Annotated in this window: 13 protein-coding genes; 1 reads left to right on the top strand and 12 read right to left on the bottom strand. The window is 60.6% G+C overall.

The window, feature by feature from the left end:
* Positions 1 to 25 precede the first annotated feature (25 nt).
* From ybeY to HPY65_01185, 3 genes are read right to left on the bottom strand one after another with little or no spacing between them, the layout of a single operon-like run.
* A complete protein-coding gene (gene ybeY, locus HPY65_01195) occupies positions 26 to 487 on the bottom strand; it encodes an rRNA maturation RNase YbeY (GenBank protein NPU83075.1) in 462 nt (153 codons plus the stop codon).
* A complete protein-coding gene (locus HPY65_01190; protein ID NPU83074.1) occupies positions 414 to 2,828 on the bottom strand; it encodes an HDIG domain-containing protein in 2,415 nt (804 codons plus the stop codon). The genes ybeY and HPY65_01190 overlap by 74 nt, the downstream gene beginning before the upstream one ends.
* Positions 2,825 to 4,069, bottom strand: coding sequence for a PhoH family protein (locus HPY65_01185; protein ID NPU83073.1), 1,245 nt, complete (start codon positions 4,067 to 4,069; stop codon positions 2,825 to 2,827). Before HPY65_01185 ends, HPY65_01190 begins: the two co-directional genes overlap by 4 nt.
* Positions 4,070 to 4,093: 24 nt before the next feature.
* Between HPY65_01185 and HPY65_01180 the strand changes: the two genes are divergently transcribed.
* Complete coding sequence (locus tag HPY65_01180) at positions 4,094 to 4,615, top strand: hypothetical protein (protein NPU83072.1); 522 nt, start codon at positions 4,094 to 4,096, stop codon at positions 4,613 to 4,615.
* 11 nt (positions 4,616 to 4,626) lie between these two features.
* Here HPY65_01180 and HPY65_01175 read toward each other — a convergent pair whose 3' ends face one another.
* From HPY65_01175 to HPY65_01135, 9 genes are all read right to left on the bottom strand, one after another.
* A complete protein-coding gene (locus tag HPY65_01175; protein NPU83071.1) occupies positions 4,627 to 5,805 on the bottom strand; it encodes a SpoIIE family protein phosphatase in 1,179 nt (392 codons plus the stop codon).
* Positions 5,802 to 7,520: a 4Fe-4S binding protein gene (locus HPY65_01170; GenBank protein NPU83070.1), complete on the bottom strand. Its 1,719-nt coding sequence runs from the start codon at positions 7,518 to 7,520 to the stop codon at positions 5,802 to 5,804. The genes HPY65_01175 and HPY65_01170 overlap by 4 nt, the downstream gene beginning before the upstream one ends.
* Entirely contained in the window at positions 7,517 to 7,792 is a 276-nt protein-coding gene (locus HPY65_01165) for a (2Fe-2S) ferredoxin domain-containing protein (protein ID NPU83069.1), read from the bottom strand. Before HPY65_01165 ends, HPY65_01170 begins: the two co-directional genes overlap by 4 nt.
* 11 nt (positions 7,793 to 7,803) lie before the next feature.
* Positions 7,804 to 11,244, bottom strand: coding sequence for an FAD-dependent oxidoreductase (locus tag HPY65_01160; GenBank protein ID NPU83068.1), 3,441 nt, complete (start codon positions 11,242 to 11,244; stop codon positions 7,804 to 7,806).
* A 311-nt stretch (positions 11,245 to 11,555) separates the two neighbouring features.
* Positions 11,556 to 12,800 carry a M20 family metallo-hydrolase gene (locus tag HPY65_01155; protein ID NPU83067.1) on the bottom strand — a complete coding sequence of 415 codons (1,245 nt, stop codon included), beginning with the start codon at positions 12,798 to 12,800 and terminating at the stop codon, positions 11,556 to 11,558.
* Positions 12,801 to 12,954: 154 nt separating this feature from the next.
* Complete coding sequence (locus HPY65_01150; GenBank protein NPU83066.1) at positions 12,955 to 14,388, bottom strand: insulinase family protein; 1,434 nt, start codon at positions 14,386 to 14,388, stop codon at positions 12,955 to 12,957.
* Entirely contained in the window at positions 14,385 to 15,881 is a 1,497-nt protein-coding gene (locus HPY65_01145; protein ID NPU83065.1) for an insulinase family protein, read from the bottom strand. Before HPY65_01145 ends, HPY65_01150 begins: the two co-directional genes overlap by 4 nt.
* Positions 15,865 to 16,146, bottom strand: coding sequence for a hypothetical protein (locus HPY65_01140; GenBank protein ID NPU83064.1), 282 nt, complete (start codon positions 16,144 to 16,146; stop codon positions 15,865 to 15,867). The genes HPY65_01145 and HPY65_01140 overlap by 17 nt, the downstream gene beginning before the upstream one ends.
* Positions 16,147 to 17,109: an electron transfer flavoprotein subunit alpha/FixB family protein gene (locus tag HPY65_01135; protein ID NPU83063.1), complete on the bottom strand. Its 963-nt coding sequence runs from the start codon at positions 17,107 to 17,109 to the stop codon at positions 16,147 to 16,149.
* Position 17,110 lies beyond the last annotated feature (1 nt).

Here is a 17,110-nt window from a genome sequence, read left to right as displayed (position 1 = left end):
CGGGACGGCACTGCCGGCGATCCGGTCAATCCTCTCCCTCCATCCGATACCCTTTAACTCGATAAAACAGTTCCCTCTCCATCTCCCGCATACACTCCCCATCCTGTTCCCGGGGAGTTTCGTGATCGTATCCCAGCAGGTGCAGAAGCCCGTGAATCAACAAATAGTCCTGGTAATCTTCCGGAGGCAGACCTGATTCAAGGGCCTCCCGGCGGGACCGCTCCACGGAAATCACAATGTCGCCAAGAACGCGGGGATTCAGGTCTCCGAAGGGGCCTTCGGTCATGGAGAAGGAAATGACGTTGGTGGGATAGTCGCGATTCAGGTAGGTCCGGTTGATTTCCCGAATCCCTTCGTCGTCCAGGAAAAGCAGACTGATTTCGGAATCTTCCCGGCCAAGTCGGCGAAGCGCTTTACGCAGCACGCTCCGCACTCGACGCCGGTCGATCTTTTCCTTTTTCTGCCGGTTTTCGATCCAGATGTCCATTGGTTGCGGGCAGTTCCTTCCGGCCGTTTGTCTCCCGGGCGGGCGGAGCGGGATAGTCGATGCGATGGTGGAACATCCCGGTCAGGATGCGGGTAAAACTCTCGGCGATCAGTTTAAGGTCCATCAGCGTCAGGGCGCAGGAGTCAAGCTGCCCGTCTGCGACCACGCGCTCGATCCGCTCCTGAACGAAATGCCGGATTCGTGCGGGAGTCGGATTCGTCAGCGTTCTGGACGATGCCTCCATGACATCCCCCAGGAGAACGAGACCCGACTCCCGGCTCTGAGGCTTCGGACCCGGGTAACGAAAATCGCTTTCCGGGAGGGCCCGAATGGAAGGATCCTTATCCTTGCGCGCCTTTTCGTAGAAGTACGTGACCAGGCTCGTCCCGTGGTGTTCCCGGATGATGTTGAGGACGTCGCGGCTCAGTCCAGCCTGAATGGCCAGATCGCATCCGTCCTTGATGTGGGCGGTTATGACGCGTGCGCTCATGCGGGGAGAGAGTTTTTCGTGCCGGTTTTCCCCGTTTCGCTGGTTTTCGATGAAATAGAGGGGTTTCGTCAGCTTGCCGATGTCATGGTAGTAAGCACCCACTTTCGCAAGCAGGGAATTGGCACCGATGCTCTCCGCTGCCGCCTCGACCATGGAGCCGAGGACGACGCTGTGATGATAGGTTCCGGGCGCCTCGAGGATCATGCGCTGAAAAATTGGCTGGTTGAGGTTCGCCAGTTCGAGGAGCTTGATATCGGTCGTATAGGGGAACACGCTTTCAAACAGGGGACTGATGCCGGCCACGAAAATGCCGGACACGAGGCCTCCGATGAAGCCCATGGACAGTTTCGCCAGAATGGACAGATCCGACAGGGATCCTTCCAGGAGTCCCAGGCAGAGAATAACTCCCACGTTGACGATTCCGAGCAGGACTCCGGCTCGCAGAAAGGAGGACCGCTGGCGGCAATGAGCGATATAGTAGGCACCCACGATGCTGCCCAGCAGGGCAAACAGTGTCATGGAGATCAGGCTGTCGAAGAGAAATGAGGCCAGGACCGACGTAAACACGGCGAACAGGAGTGACAGCTTCCTCATGATGAGGAAGGCGACCAGCATAGGGCCGAACGCAAATGGGATGGCGTAATAGACCGCTTCCGTCGGGATGAAGGGGAAGGCGCGGTTGACGGCTCCGGCGACGAAAATGCCCGCCTTGATCAACAGAAACTGAAGCAGGATCGTCAGGGAAAGGAAGATGCGGTCTGCATTTTCCCGATACGGTTTGCGAAGCCACCGGCGGGCGACGGTATATATCGTCAATGCAAAAAACATCACCAGGAGAAACATGCCGGTGAGCATGGCGATTTTGTCGTGGACGTTTTCGCCATCGAGTTTGTAAAGGGCTGCGATTTTTTCCAGGTCGGTCGGTGTGATCTTTTGCCCTTCCCGGGTAATCACCTCACCCTTCTGGACCTGGTAGAGAACGGGCTTGACGCTGTCGAGGGCGTGTTGGCGCTCCTTTTCCGTGGCCGGCTGGTTCAGGGTCAGATTCGGTTGAATGAGCCTTTCCGTCAGGGTGATGGCGGCCCTGCGGATGTCTTCCCGTTCTTCCTTCAGGGCCAGTGCGGCTTTTCTGCGCGCCAGGTTCGCCGCATCCTGCACATGCCAGATGGGAGACAGGTCCGTCAGCCGTTCCTGCTGCTGTGTCTTGAGATCACGGACAATGATGCCGTTCCTGGTATCCCGGGTGAGAAAACTGACATTTGTGATCCATTCCGTACGGTAAACGGCGTTGATCAGCTTGATTACCTTTGCCGCTGTTTCCGCCGAGAAACGGTGTTTCAACAACACCTGGAAGTCCTGCTCGGGAATGGTAACGCCGAGGATCTGCTCAAACTCCTTGCGGCCCCGCCCGATATCCGCCAGGTCCCTGACCGTGAGGACGCCCACCGACAATGCGGTTCGGTCGATTCCTCGAATGACACCCTCCATGGCGGAGAAGGCGCGGGTGATCTGCAGCCGCTGCCGATCGGACACTTCCACATCCCAGTCGTATATCGAAGGAACGGTGTTGGTGGCTTCCATGCGTTTCAGTTCAGTGGCCGCCTTGTCTTCAACGAAGAAATCGCGGTCCGCACGGATGTCGCGGGTAGCAATGGAGCCAAGCTTGTAATTGGGCGGGATGATATGAACGCTGGGAGTCAGCAGATAGGCCACAACGATCGACAGGAAAATGGCGGTGCTCCACATCTGGAACTGCCTGTTCCGCGCGAAAGGCGGCAGGAAATCCACCTGACGGATGGCCTGTCGAAGCCAGGAGGATATGCTCTCGACGGTGCGGTCAATGGGGTTCATTTTCCGTTTTCGTCTGCCCGCCTGCGGCTGCGTCCCAGATGGTTGTATGCGCGGATCACGTCCTGAACAAGAGGATGGCGGACCACATCCAGTTCGCTGAAATAAACGAATCGAATCCCGGAAATCTGCCCGAGGATCCGCTCGGCCTCCACGAGACCGGATACTTTTTCCTCCGGCAGGTCGATCTGGGTGATGTCGCCCGTGATGACCGCCTTCGATCCGAAGCCAAGACGGGTCAGGAACATTTTCATCTGTTCCGACGTTGTGTTCTGGGCTTCATCCAGAATCACGAAGGAGTCGTTCAGAGTGCGGCCGCGCATGAAAGCGAGAGGCGCCACCTCGATGATGCCCTTGGAGATCATGGCCGAGGCCCGGTCGAAATCCATCATGTCGTGCAGGGCGTCATACAGGGGGCGCAGATACGGATTGACCTTCTCGGAAAGGTCTCCGGGAAGGAACCCGAGTTTTTCACCCGCCTCGACGGCCGGTCGCGCCAGAACGATCCGGTGGACTTTCTTTTCCATGAGACAGGATACCGCCATGGCCATGGCGAGATACGTCTTGCCTGTTCCGGCCGGCCCGATTCCGAAGACCATGTCATGTTTGCGGATGGCATCGATGTACCCCTTCTGGGCAATGCTCTTGGGGGAGATGGGACGCTTTTTCGAGGGGATGAAGACCGTATCGAGGAAGATCTTCTCCAGGTTCGTCTGCGAATCTTCCGATAAAATCCGGTGTGCGTAATCGATGTCGGAGGAATAGAGCGGATATCCCTTTTCCGTCAGGGAATACAACTGGGTTAGAAGATTCCTGACCAGTTCCACCGCCTCCGCTTCTCCTGAGATGGACAGGACATTACCGCGAACCCCCACCCTGACCGCCCGGAGTTTTTCGAGAAGTTTGACGTGCCGGTCATGTTCACCCAGCAGCGTCCGAAGAGTGTTGTTGTCCGGGAAAACGATTCTTTCCTCGGATGTGGAGTCGGATCTAGGCTTCAAACCGTTAATCGCATGAAGGGACAAGGGAATTGAATACACCCAAAAACGAGAGGAGACGCTATCATGATCCTTTTCCCATTGCAAACGTTTTGCTGGGACACCCCGATCTCGTGTATAGTCTTCACCCGCAGGAAAAGTACGAAGGCAGGGGACGGTTTCAGGAATCCGGATGCCTCCGGAAGCTGCCTTCCTTCTGCAATCAAAGTGGAATATACCGGAGGAGAGCGGCAGAATGAAAGACATGACCAAAGGGGGATACTTCAGGCCTTGCAGGGACTAAAATTTAGAAAAACGGACATTGTCCTTATCCTGGATGACAGCCTCCGGTCCCTCTCCGTACCGGAATCCGTTCATGTAGCCCTCCGGTCGGAAATCAAGGACAAAGACGTCTGGCTGGATCATGAGCGCATCGTGAAAGCGTTGATCGATCTCGAACGGAACGCCATCGAGGCCATGCCCCAGGGGGGCATACTCACGGTATTCGGGGAGGAGAGCGCCGACGGTGAAAGGATCATGATTACGATCCGCGACACGGGAACGGGAATCCCGCAGGAGCACCTGGACGAACTGCTCACGCCCTTTTTCTCGACCAAACCGGTCGGTGAGGGAACGGGCCTCGGCCTGCCGTCGGCGTACAGTACGGTCAAAGCGCATCGAGGCGAAATGAGAATTGAATCGAATGCCGATCCGGAACGTGGCCCGACGGGTACAACGGTGAGAATTGCACTCCCCAGACGGTTGATCCAGCCCCCGTCCTCGCAACGTTCGATCATTCTGGATCATGACTGATTCGGTGCAGGTCATATCCGCTCGACCCGGACCTGCTTGTTTCGCTGTGTAAGATCCTGAACGAGTTCACGAATGTAAACCATGCGCATGGGCTCGCCGCGGATCAGGTCGGCAACCTGGTTGGGGTTGATGGCCGTGCCGACGATCAGATGGATGTCGTCGGCCCCCAGAAGATGGCGGGCAAGGCGGGTGGCGGCGTCGTCGTCGCGGGGAAGATCGTCGCTTGTTCCGGCGTTGCGCATGAGTTCGACGGCCTGGCCCAGCGTCAGGATCCCTTCGGTGACGAGATCGACCCCCTGCAGGAGGGCCGTGGGAGGGGAGCCTTTTTTCCGGGCGGGCTTTTCCTCCGTCCGTTTCCAGGGCGGAACCCACTCCACCTCCAGTTTCCTGTCCAGAACACGGGCGGCCATCTGGGCGGTGCTCCCTCCGCAGATGATCTTGCAGCCTTCGGCGTCCATCAGCCTGGAAACGGCATGAGCGTCCAGATCCCTGTCGGCGGGGGGCCCCGTGAGAATGGCGATGGACACGGCCGGCCGGATTTTCATGGCGATGACCGTCGAATCGTCACCGGGCTTGTCGTCGTAAAGCTTCATGCAGGTCCGCGAAAGGGCGAGCATGAGCCTGTGCGTGTCCACGCCCGTCTGGACGAAGCGCTGCACGGCCAAGGCGATGTTCGGCCATCTCCACCCCATGCGGTAAATGCCTCCGAGGCCCGCGTGCTCATAGCCGTCGCTGATCAGGACCAGGTAATCGTTTTCCCGGACATCGAAACGGGCTTCCCGGATCAACCGGCCGCTTACCTCCCGTTTTTCCGTCTGGATGTCGAAGAGGGCATTGTCCCGGATCATGATCAGGGGCGGAGAATCGAATTCCACGAGATGGGCGCGACGGCCCTCGATCACGGTGAGTACGGAGAACGTGGCATAGGCCAGTTTTCTCACATTGCATTCCGGAAGGGTCTCCACGAGTGTCTGCATGACCTCTTCCACGGAGATCCCCGATTCGAAGAGGCGGGCGGCGATCTCTGCCGTCAAGGTGGAAAGGATGCTCGCCTTGACGCCGCTGCCCAGGCCGTCCGACAGGACGGCGACGAACGAATCGGGGCGGGTCCGGATGATGACCGAATCGCCGCAGAGTTCTTCCCCGGCCTTGTTCAAACTGCGCCAGGCAAATTCAACGACCTGCCTCACTCCTGATCATCCCCTTCCAGTAACCGGGCCAGATGGGTCACGATGGTCTTGCTTTCCGCCGTGGTCTCTCCGAGGAGGTGGGCGATCTCATGGGCAACCCGCATCTGCTTGCCCAGGACCTCCCGTGTCCGCTCCAGGGTTTCCTCGCGGATGGAGCGGAACTGCTCCCGTTCCTTCTCTCGCTCCGTGACATCGCGGATAATGGCGACCATGAGAAGCTGTCCCTCGACACGGACAATGGACTGTTCACCCACCAAGTCTTCCTTCAGCCGTCTCGCCCTGCCGATGACGGGCTGCCCCGTGTCGCGGACATGAATGAAATCGTCCATGACCGTGATGAGGTTCGAAAGGTGCTTCCCCTTCACATCGGACAGGGTTTTCCGAAACAGTGTTTCCGCCGAGGGGGACATGTCCTGAACCAGAAGGTCGTTGTCGACGATGATGATCGCGTTCGGCGTGGCATCCATGACCACCTGGCGCAGTGATTCGGAGCGGCGCCGCATGTAGGGGATGCACATCGTCACTTCCGCCATGCCCCGCAGGGTCGCCAGCGCCTTTTCCCGACAGGATGAATAGCCGCAGGCGCCGCAGTTCAGCTCGTCGTCGGGGCCGTACTTGTTGATGCGGTGCAGGACCTTCTGAATGTCTTCCTCGCTGAATTCCGGGCCGTGCTCCTTTCGGTCCCGGTATCCCCTGGCCAGATCGGGCCATTCGTCTTGGGGAACGGGCAATTCCGGCTGGCAACGGCCGTGAAAACGGATCACCTTCTCCCGGGCCGCGTAGATACCGCCTTCCATGTCGGCCATGACCGGTCCGTTGACGCATCCCCCCTTGCAGGCCATGAGCTCCACCATGGAGGCGTGAAGCTGCCCCGAGCGGATATCGTTCAGAACGTCCCGGCAGGCGCGAAGACCAGAGGCGATGACCAGATGCTTGTCCAGGATGTCCGTACTCATCCTGGCCGTCCCGATCAGTCCCCCCTCGACGGGGAACAGCCTCGCTTTTTCCTCAACGGATTTTTCGGGCACGTCCGCCGGCTCGGGCCATGCAACGTCCGCCCCGGCCATCCATTCCTGCAGGCCCTGGAAGGTTATGGCCGCATGGACAACGCCGCTTACGGCCTCGTCATGGATTTCCATTTTCTTGGCGATGCAGGGGCCGATGAAGACGATGTACGCCTCGGGGCCGTATTTCCGGGCCAGAATCCGGCCGTGGGCGATCATGGGCGATACGATGGGCACCAGGTGGCCGATGAGATCCGGATAATACTGCTCGACCAGATTGACGATGACAGGACAGGAAGAGGTGATCACGGGCCAGCGGTCTCTCGATTGTTCCATGTAGTCCCGGTGGGCCTGGGCCACGATGTGGGCGCCGACGGCCGTTTCCTCGGCGGCGTGAAACCCGATTGCTTTCAATGCATGTTCAACCTGTGCGAAGCTTCGGAGCGGAAAGAACGCGGGAATAGAAGGAGCCACCGAGGCGATGATTTTCCGGCCTTCCCGGTGCGCCTTCAAGACGTCCGGCCTGGAGGCCCGCACGCCTTTGGCCTTCTGGGGGCAGACGCGGATGCAGGTGCCGCAGAGGATGCAGAGCTCGGGGACGACCTGGGCCTGTCCGTCCCGGACGCGGATTGCCTTGACGTCGCAGTTCCGCACGCAGCGGTAGCAGTCGTGACACAGGGCGGGATTCGTGATGATGACCGGTTCGTTCATGAGCGAGCCCTCACGAGTTCGTTGTTGCCGAGCAGGGGAAAGATCTCGCGATAAAAAAAGGCGTCGGCGTCTTCCGGGCGAATGCCGTTGAACTCGCGGCTGCCCACTGTCACCGAAACGCCTTTTGAACAGGCATCCATGCAGAAGGCGCCGACGATGTCGACCAGTCCCTCGAGTTGCTCCTTGACGATGAGCCGCTGGATTCCGGACGCCAGTTCATCCGATCCCCGGAGGCTGCACGAACTGCCGACACAGATGGTGACCACAAGCATGGGCGTTATTCCTATTCTTTTTCCTTGAAGGGGCCGTCCAGAGCGGGAATCAGGTGCCGATCGACGATGCCCACCGCGTCGTCCGGATTCGCGATGCCGATGATCCGGCCGTTGACGGCGATGTTCGGGCCGTCCTGGCACTGTCCCGTACAGAAACGGGCCTTCACTCGGCACCGTTCCGTGAGACCCCGCCTTTTCAACTCGGCCGACAGGCCCTCCAGCAATTTCCAGGATCCCTTGACGTAGCAGTTCGTTCCGATGCAGACCCCCACATCAACCACCGGATATTCGGTACGGGGAACGGCAGCGGCCGGTTCCTGCGGGCGCATGGAGCGGCGGCGGTAGGTCGTGTGAAGGGCATGATGGGAGGCGTCGCTGTCCGGCCGCCCCAGCCAGTTTCGATAGACGTCCTGGACCGAGGGATTGTCCTGGCTGGTCCGGATGGACGCCTCCTGATCAAGACGGTACAGAACCTCCAGGCGGTATTCCGTGTCGCTTTTCAGCTGTGGAGCCGGATTGCCCGAGCCGTTGATGCATCCGCCCGGGCAGGCCATGACCTCGATGAGGTCGTAGGGGGCGTCGCCGGCCCGAATCCGGTCGATCAACCGCTGGGCGTTCTGCAGCCCGCTGACGACAGCCAGCCGGACGTCGGTCTCGCCCAGCCGGACCCTGGTCTCCTTGACCCCCTGCATCCCCCGCACGCCTTCGTAATTGAAGCTCTCCATTCTCCGGCCGCTGATCTTCTCCGATGCCAGCCGCAGGGCCGCTTCCGCCACGCCGCCGCTGGCCCCGAAAATGATGCCGGCGCCGCTGGCCTTCCCGAAGAACGCGTCCACGGGAACGGGTTTGATCGACAGGGGATCGATGTGCCTCTCCTCGAACATGGCGATGACGTCGGTTGTCGTCATGACGATATCCACGTCGGGAACGTCTCCCGATCGGAACTCCGGACGGCTGGCTTCGTATTTTTTGGCATTGCAGGGCATGATGGAGATGAAGCAGAGAAGTTCCGGCCTCACCCGCAACTGCTTTGCAAAATAGCGCTTCATGACCGCGCCGAACATCTGCTGGGGAGATTTGCAGGAGGAAAGGTTGGGCAGGATGTCCGGTGCCATTTTTTCGCAGTAATTCACCCAGGCAGGGCAGCAGGACGTGATCTGGGGCATCACGCCGCCCTCCGCCAGGCGCGACAGGAATTCCGTGCCCTCCTCCATGATGGTCAGGTCAGCGGCCCAGCAGGTGTCGAAGACAAAATCGAATCCCAGTTCCTTCAGCCCCGCGCTCAACACGGGCATGACGTTTTCCGGCAGAATGCCGTAGTGCTGGCCGAAGGCGGCGCGCACCGCCGGAGCGATCTGGGCGACGACCGTCCATTCCGGCGTGTGGAGGGCCCGGTACACGGAAGGCAGGACCGGCCTCAGGGTCAGCGCTCCCGTTGGGCAGATGGTTGTACAGTGACCGCAGGCGACACAGGTCGTCAGATCCAGGGGGCGGTGGTCGTTCGGTCCGATGGTGAGAACGTTGTTCGTCTCGTAAAAGCTCAGCGCGGAGACTCCCTCCATCTCACGGCATACCTTCAGGCAGAGTCCGCAGAGGATGCACTTTCCGGCGTCACGCCGGATGATCGGGTGGTTGTCGTCCACCGGCAGGAGTGTTCCCGGCCGTGATTCATCGTGCTGGACGCCGTAGCGGCTTGCGTAACTTCGGAGATCGCATCCGTAGCGCTCCGAGCAACCGCACAGGAGGCACCGGGAGGCTTCCTCCATGGCCGTATCGGCGTCCCAGGTCCGGGTCGATTCCGCAAAGGTTGATTTCCTTTCTTCGGGCGGCAGAACGATGATCCCGTTTCTCCGGGCGGGCCGGACGTCCTTGAAGGCATCCTTCGGGATGTCCTTCCAGTCACCCTTCGTGCAGGAGTATGGTTCGTCGGGAGACAGGACCGTTCCCTCCCGGAGATAACGGTCGATGGATGCGGCCGCTTTCCTGCCGGCCCCGATGGCGGCAATGGCGATGTCGGGACCCGTTACGCAGTCGCCGCCTGAGAAGACCCAGGGAATCGCCGTCTGCATGGTCGCGGGATCGGCCTGGACATTTCCCCACCGGTCGAGAAGCTTTTCGTGTCCCAGGCAGAGGCCGTCCACGGTCTGCCCGATGGCGGAGATGATCATCGTCGCCATGAGGGTGAACTCGGACCCCGGAACGGGAACAGGCCGTCTTCTTCCGCTCTTGTCCGGTTCCCCCAGTTCCATTTTTGTACACGTGAGCCGAAGCAAGGGGCCTTCCTTCTCGATGGCCAGCGGGGCTGTCAGGTATCGGATGTCGACTCCTTCCTCCAGGGCCTCTTCGATCTCATCCTCCTGGGCCGGCATTTCGCGACGGGTTCTCCGGTAGGCTACGACGACATCCCTGACTCCGAGCCGGACGGCACTGCGGGCCGCGTCCATGGCGGTGTTTCCACCGCCCAGAACGATCACCCGCTCCCCCGTTTCCGGTTTCCCCCCCCGCGCCAGTGCCGCGAGAAAATCAAGTCCCGAGACGACGCCGGGGAGGTTTTCTCCCTCCACTCCGATCGGGGATGCCTTCTGTGCGCCCAGGCCGGCGAACACGGCGTCAAACCCGTCCTTTTTCAGGGAATCCAGCGTAAAATCGCGGCCAAGCTTCTTCCCGTAATGAATGTCGATACCGAGTTCGAGAATGGACTGGATCTCCGCATCGAGTTCTTCCTCGGGAAGACGGTAGAAGGGGATTCCCCAGCGCAGCATTCCTCCAGCCGCTTCCTGCATCTCGAAGATCGTTACCCGATGCCCGGCCCTCCGGAGAAACCAGGCCGCTGTCAAACCCGCGGGACCGGCACCGATGACGGCGACTCGAAAGCCCGTATCGGACGCACACTCCGGCCGGTAGGGGGTGAGTTGGCAGCGGTCCCTGTCGGCGACGAATCGCTTGATGCCGTTGATGTTGACGGCGCCGTCGACGGCGTTTCTCCGGCAGTCGGATTCGCAGGGATGGGGGCATACGCGGCCGCAGACGGCGGGCATCGGATTGCTGTCTTTTATGACTTCCAGGGCCTCCCGGAAATTGCCGGCATCCACGTGGTAGATATACTTCTGGATGTCGATGTGGGCGGGACAGCGCCGGACGCACGGTGCGGTGCAGTCGCCGTAGTGATGGCGGAGTATGGCCTGAAGGTAGATTTTCCGGTAACTTGCCAGGGCATCCGATTCTGTACGGATGACCATGCCTTCCGACGCCTCGGTGGCCGTCGCCGAGACGAATCTGATGCCGCCTCCTGCATGAAGCTCCACAAAGGCCGCTTCCACGTTGCTTGGCGGGCTGACCCGGGGGTCGTATCCGAGAAAGGGGATGTCGATGCCGTGGGCCCGCGCGGCATCGATGATGGTCTGTCCTTTTTCCACCAGATAGTCTTGCCCGTCGATGCGAATGCTGATCATATGGAACCTGTCCTAAGCCTTCCGTATATTCATTGCGCTTCGTTTGTCCGGCGCCCTGCCGCAGCGGACTGCGACAGACAAGCGAGGGGCTTGCCCGAAAGAGCAAACCCCCCTTTGCTGTAACGCGCCCCCGCTGGATGAATCAGGACCGAGTGTCCGAAAGGTCCTCTGTTATTTTCAACACACAATTCAAGTGCTTGAAATTCCAAACGAGCATAGGGAAATCATGAGGACGTGTCAATGGAAATGTGGCGGATGGAGCGGACGATTCCGGACACTGTTCCGTTCGGTTTGCAAGGACCCGATGCCGTTCAGTATCCCGCTTCCTGGAGGACCAGATGGGCGAAGACCTTGGCATTGCCCGTCATGCTTGACAGGAGGCAGTATTCGTTCGGTTGATGGGCCATGTAGCGGCAGCGGCTCCAGACGGCCACGGGGTACCCGGCGGCCCGGAAAAAGGCGGCAACGGTTCCCGCTCCCACCCCCTGGGGCGTGGCGGAAACAGCGTACACATCCCGGATGGCGTTCTTCAGAGCGGAAACGACCGGTGACGAGGCGGGAGTCGCCGGGGGGGACTGGATCCGCTGCACCGGTGCGATGGAGATGGAGACACCGAAGCTTTTTTCGATTTCATCGGCCATGGACCGGATGACCGCTTCGACCTCCGAAAGGTCGTATTGTGGGAGTATACGGCAGTCCAGGTAGAAAACGTCTTCGCCGGGGATCGTGTTGACGTTGGGGACGTTGGCGTCCTTCCGGGTTGGTTCGAAGGTGCTTCGCGGAGGATTGAAAAGGGGATCGACGGCTTCGAAACGGTCGTGAAGCCCGTTCAGGCGAACCACCAGGTGGGACGCCGCCCGGAAGGCGTTGAGGCCCATATCGGGCCGGCTGGCATGGCACTGCTTTCCAATGGTCTCTAAGCGCAGCCAGAGGATGCTCTTCTCGGCGATCTCGATGAGGGAGCCGTCTTCGTTTCCCGAATCGGGGACGACCAGCAGGTCGTCCCGGCGGAACGGATTATCAGGGCTTTGCAGGATATAATCCAGCCCCTTGTGGCTGGCCGTTTCCTCGTCGGCTACGAAAGCAAGCCCCATTGCGGCCTCCGGAACGACTCCTTCGTCGAGGAACGCCTTGGCGGCGAAGACGGAGGCGACCAGATCCTGCTGGTTGTCTTCCGTCCCCCTTCCGAAGACCTTGCCGTCGCGGACGCGGACCGTGTAGGGATCTCCGTCCCAGAAGGAGAGCTCTCCCGGCGGAACGATGTCCATATGCGACAGGATCCAGACCCTCCGGTCGGTCCGCCCAGGGATCAGGGTCACCAGGTTCGGGCGGACGCCGTCCGATACCCGCTCGTCGGGGGCATTGATCTCCCGGACCTCCGGGAAGCCATACTCTTCGAGAAGCTCTTTCAGACGGCGCGATTTTCTGTATTCGCCGTCCCCGCCGTTTTCCGGGGCCAGGGCGGGAATGGCCGTCAACTCGGCCTGGAGGCGGATCATGTCCGCTTCGTAACGATCGATGCGCGCGGATATGCGCTGGAAGGTGTCTTGCCGGATCATGTTCGTCGGGTCACTGCTCCTTGAATGATAAACGGAGCGCGATTTCTACCACAGGAAGGGTCCGGAGGCAAAGAAAACTGTGGCGGGAGGGGGGCCTGTATTTCCCGATCCGGAGGCCGGTTTCCGCCGGGTCCAAACGGGAACCGCCGGGCTACGGGGCTTTGGTCACGCTTCCGAAGGATTCGAGGCTGCCTCCGAAATCGCCGGGATTTCCGAGGACGAGGATCGACGCCCTGCCTGCGTCCAGCCAGCGGTTCGCCGCCACCTGCAGATCATCCAGGGTTACGCGGCGGATTCTTTCCCGGTAGGTCTCGAGAAAATCGGCGGGAAGGCCGTTGAACTCAACGGAAAGACGGCTCTTGACGATCTGCTCCGGTGACTGGAAAGAAAAGAGGAAGCTGTTGAGCAGGGAATCCTTGGCCAGCTGCAGGTCTTTCTCCGTGAAGCCGCGTTTTTCGCTTTCCGCAAGGATCTGTTCCAGGAGTGTCAGGACCGGGAGGGTTGACTTCGCCCCGGTGAATGCATAGGCGCCGAATAGCCCGTGGTCGCGGCGGTCCCGATAAAAGCTGCCCGTACTGTAGGCAAGCCCCCGGTCGGTGCGGACTTCCTGGAAAATTCGTGAGAAAAAGCCGCCGCTGCCCAGGAGAAAGTCGAGGACCTCAAAGGCATAGTAATCCGGGGCGCTTTTCGGCGGCGCCGGGTGACCGACGATGACGATGGATTGCGATATCTCCTTGGGAATAAAGCGGATTCCTCGCCGCTGTGGAGAGGGCGGGGGCGTCGAAGTCCCGGCGGGCTCCGCGGCGGGCCAGGTTCCGAAATGGCGCTCCAGGGCGGCCTCGGCCTCTTTTCGGGTTACATCGCCGCTGACGGCGATCCACAGATTTCGGGGTGAGAAGAAGCGCTGGTGCCAGCGAACCAGGTCCTGCCGGCGGACGGCGTCGATCGACGCCAGGGAAGAGAGGCGGCCCCAGGGGCTGTTCCGGTAAAAAAAGCGGTTGAATTCACGAAAGGCCAGTCGCTGGGGATCGTCGGCGATCCTCCGCAGATCTTCCTTCTTCAGTTCTTTCGCCAGATGCAGCTTTTCTTCCTCAAAGACGGGATACCGCAGGATGCCGGAGAAGATCGCGAGTCCCTCTTCCAGATCTTTTTTCAGGACCGAAAAGGTGGCCGTGATGGTCTGCGGGCCCGCCGCCAGTCCCGCTTCGGCGGCCAGGAAGTCCAGTCGTTCATCCACCCCGCGTCCCGACAGGGAGCGGATGCCGCCGGTCCTCATCACCGTGGCAGTCAGCTCCGCGAGCCCCTCCTTGCCGTCCGGGTCCTGCAGGGAACCGGCCTTCAGGAAGGCCTGGACGTTTACGACCGGAACCTCGCGGTCCTGAAAGAAATAGACGACCATGCCGTTTTTCATGAGGAAGCGTTCGGCCCGCGGGACCTGAAAATCGAGGGGCGGATAGGAGAGGCGGTCAGGGGAAATCCGGATCAGCGGCACCGTCTTGGAACGATCTTCAGCCTTTGCCGATGCTGGGAGGAAGGAAATAAGAGTCAGCAAAATCACGAGAAAGACAACCGGCAGGCGTCTCATGGTTTTTTCTCCAGCACACCGACGGTGCGGTTCTCCGGAACCAGGTAGGTCCGGGCCACGCGCTGGACGTCCGCCGGGGTGATCCGATCGATGACCTTCAGGTGTCCGGTGATGTATCGCCAGTCGCCCGCAATGGCTTCGTAATAGGACAGCTTGCTCGCCAGCCCCTCGTTGGAAGCCAGCTCCCGGATGTAATCGGCCCGCATCCGGTTCTTCACTTTTTCCAACTCCTTTTCCGGGACGGGCTCCTTCTGCAGTATTGCGATCTCGGCTTGGACGGCTTTCTCCAGTGCTTCCGGAGTATGCGGGTCCCGGGGCGTTCCGAAGAACACGAACAGGTTCGGGTACCGGGAGCCGGGCAGGCTGCTCGCGGCGGCGGCGCTTTCCGCCACTCCCGTTTCCTCCACGAGTTTTTGATAGAACCGGGAGGTCCGGCCGCGGGAGAGCAGCGCCTCGATGACGTCAAAGACGTAGTCGTCGAAATGGGGGAGAGCCGGTTTATGCCAGCCGATCATCACCTGCGGACGGGCGTCGAATTCCACTCGAACCCTCCGTTCGCCCCGCTGGGTAAGCTCCTCCGTTAGATGTCCGAAAAGAGGGGCCTGCCGGGGAATGTCTCCGAAGTATCTCTCGATCAGTCGGATAACGTCATCGGTTCGGATCCGCCCGACGACGGCGATGACGGTATTGTTCGGAGCGTGGTGATGGAGAAGAAAAGACCTCAGTACCGTCGGATCGAGGAACGCAAGATCGGAAGGCCAGCCGAGGATCGGCCTGCGATAGGGATGGGAAATGAATGCGGCGGCCATGAAACGCTCATAGAGGAGGCCGCCCGGATCCGTATCGGTGCGCTGCCTGCGCTCTTCCTGAACCACGTCGCGCTCGGCGTAGAACTCACGAAATACCGGACGGATCATCCTGTCCGACTCGATCCTGGCCCAGAGTTCGATGCGGTTCATGGGCAGGCTGACATGATAGGTAGTCACATCCTGCCCCGTGGAGGCATTGAGACCCACGGCGCCGTTCATGGAGTACAGCCGGTCGATTTCGTTGGATTTGAACGTCTTCCGGTGCCGGGATTGAAGGTCCTCGAGCCGGGCGATGAGATCCTTCACTTTTCCCGTATCGGCCTGGTCCCCCCGGGCTCGTTCCCTGTCGAGCTCTCCGCCGACCTGGAAGATCCGCTCCAGAAGCTCTGCATCTCCGGCCGGATCCAGGGGGCCGATGGTTTCGGTGCCCTTGAAGAGCATGTGTTCCAACAGGTGGGCCGTCCCGGTCCGGCCGTCCGGATCGTCGGCCGCTCCCGCTCTGTAGCGAATATAGAGCGACACGGTGGGACTCAGGGGGCGCTCCAGGAGAAGAACCGTCAGGCCGTTGGGCAAAATCTTGCGGAGGACCCTTCCCTCCAGGTCCTCGGCCTGGGCAATGCCTCCCCAGAGAAGCAGCGCCGAGAGAATGAGAAGAACAAGGCGCCTGTCAGGGCTGGTCATCATGGCCTTCACCTTTCCTGGCCCGGAAAAAGGCATGAATCTGCAGGAGCGGGTAGAGAAGCCCCACCAGGCTGATGAGGATGATGAAACTGGAAGAGAAGAAATAAACGATGAATTCATGGGCGTTCCGAAGACGGTAGGCCGCGACGAGGGCTTCGACGCCGAAGGCAAGAAAAAAAGCCGATCCCAGAGCGATAACGGCGTTCCTGATCCACCAGCGGGGAGTACCCATGAATGTGCCTCTCTGCTCCTTCTCGTGTCCGGCCATTCAGGGAGACGCCGTTTCCTTCAACGCCTGAAGGAGACGGGGAAGGACCGCATAGAGGTCGCCGACGATGCCCAGGTCGGCTGCGGCAAAGATCGGCGCCTGATCGTCGCGGTTGACGGCACAGACGACCTTGGCGCCGCGGATTCCCGTCAGGTGCTGGACCTGGCCGGAGACGCCGATACCGATATACAGGTCCGGCTTGACCTGGATGCCCGACAGTCCGATGCAGAGGTCTTCCGGAAGCCAGTGCATTTCCTCAGAAATCGGCCTCGTGCAGGCCAGGGCGCCACCCAGGGCATCCGCCAGGTCGCGGGCAAGGGCAAGATCTTCCCTTTTGTCGAAGCCGCGGCCGGCGCATACGACGATCTTCGACGCCGCGACGTCCAGTCCCTGCCGCTCCTTGGGCTTTCGTTCCAGTACGCGGACCGAAGAAAGGGGAGGCGCCGGCAGATGACGGGTTCGGGGTTTCCGGTCCGGGTTTCCGGCGCCCGGACGGAACGTTCCGGGGGGCACGGCCGCCAGAATGGGGAAGGCGAGGGCCGCGATCCTGTGAACCGCCGCTCCGCCGTACAAAAGCCTCTCCATTTCCAGTGTTTCGGATTCGCTGTCCCAGCGGAGAGCGGTGCATCCGCTGCAGAGTCCGGCATCGAGACCGCCGGCGATCCGGGCCGCCAGGTCCTTGCCGCGGGCCGTGGCGGAAAAGAGCAATAAGTCCGGCCCTGCTTGCCGGGCTTCCGCCAAAATGGCGGGTCCATAGGCCTCAAGAGGCTGATCTTCGGCCAGAGGCGGAAGCAGCAACACTTCGGCGGCGCCTCCCGTTCCGAGTACCTCCGGGTCGGGTCCGCCCGGCCACGAAAAGGCCGCGAGTTCTCCGCTCATTCCTGCGGCGATGAGTGTTTGCCCCGCCTCGAGAAGTTCCAGGGCCTGCCCGATCTTTTCAGCGAATATCCAGATTCCTGCCATG

It is taken from the genome of Syntrophaceae bacterium (genome assembly GCA_013177825.1).
Taxonomy (GTDB): Bacteria; Desulfobacterota; Syntrophia; order Syntrophales; family PHBD01; genus PHBD01.
Note: the sequence above shows the minus strand (reverse complement) of the source record. Positions and strands in the feature narration are given on the sequence as shown.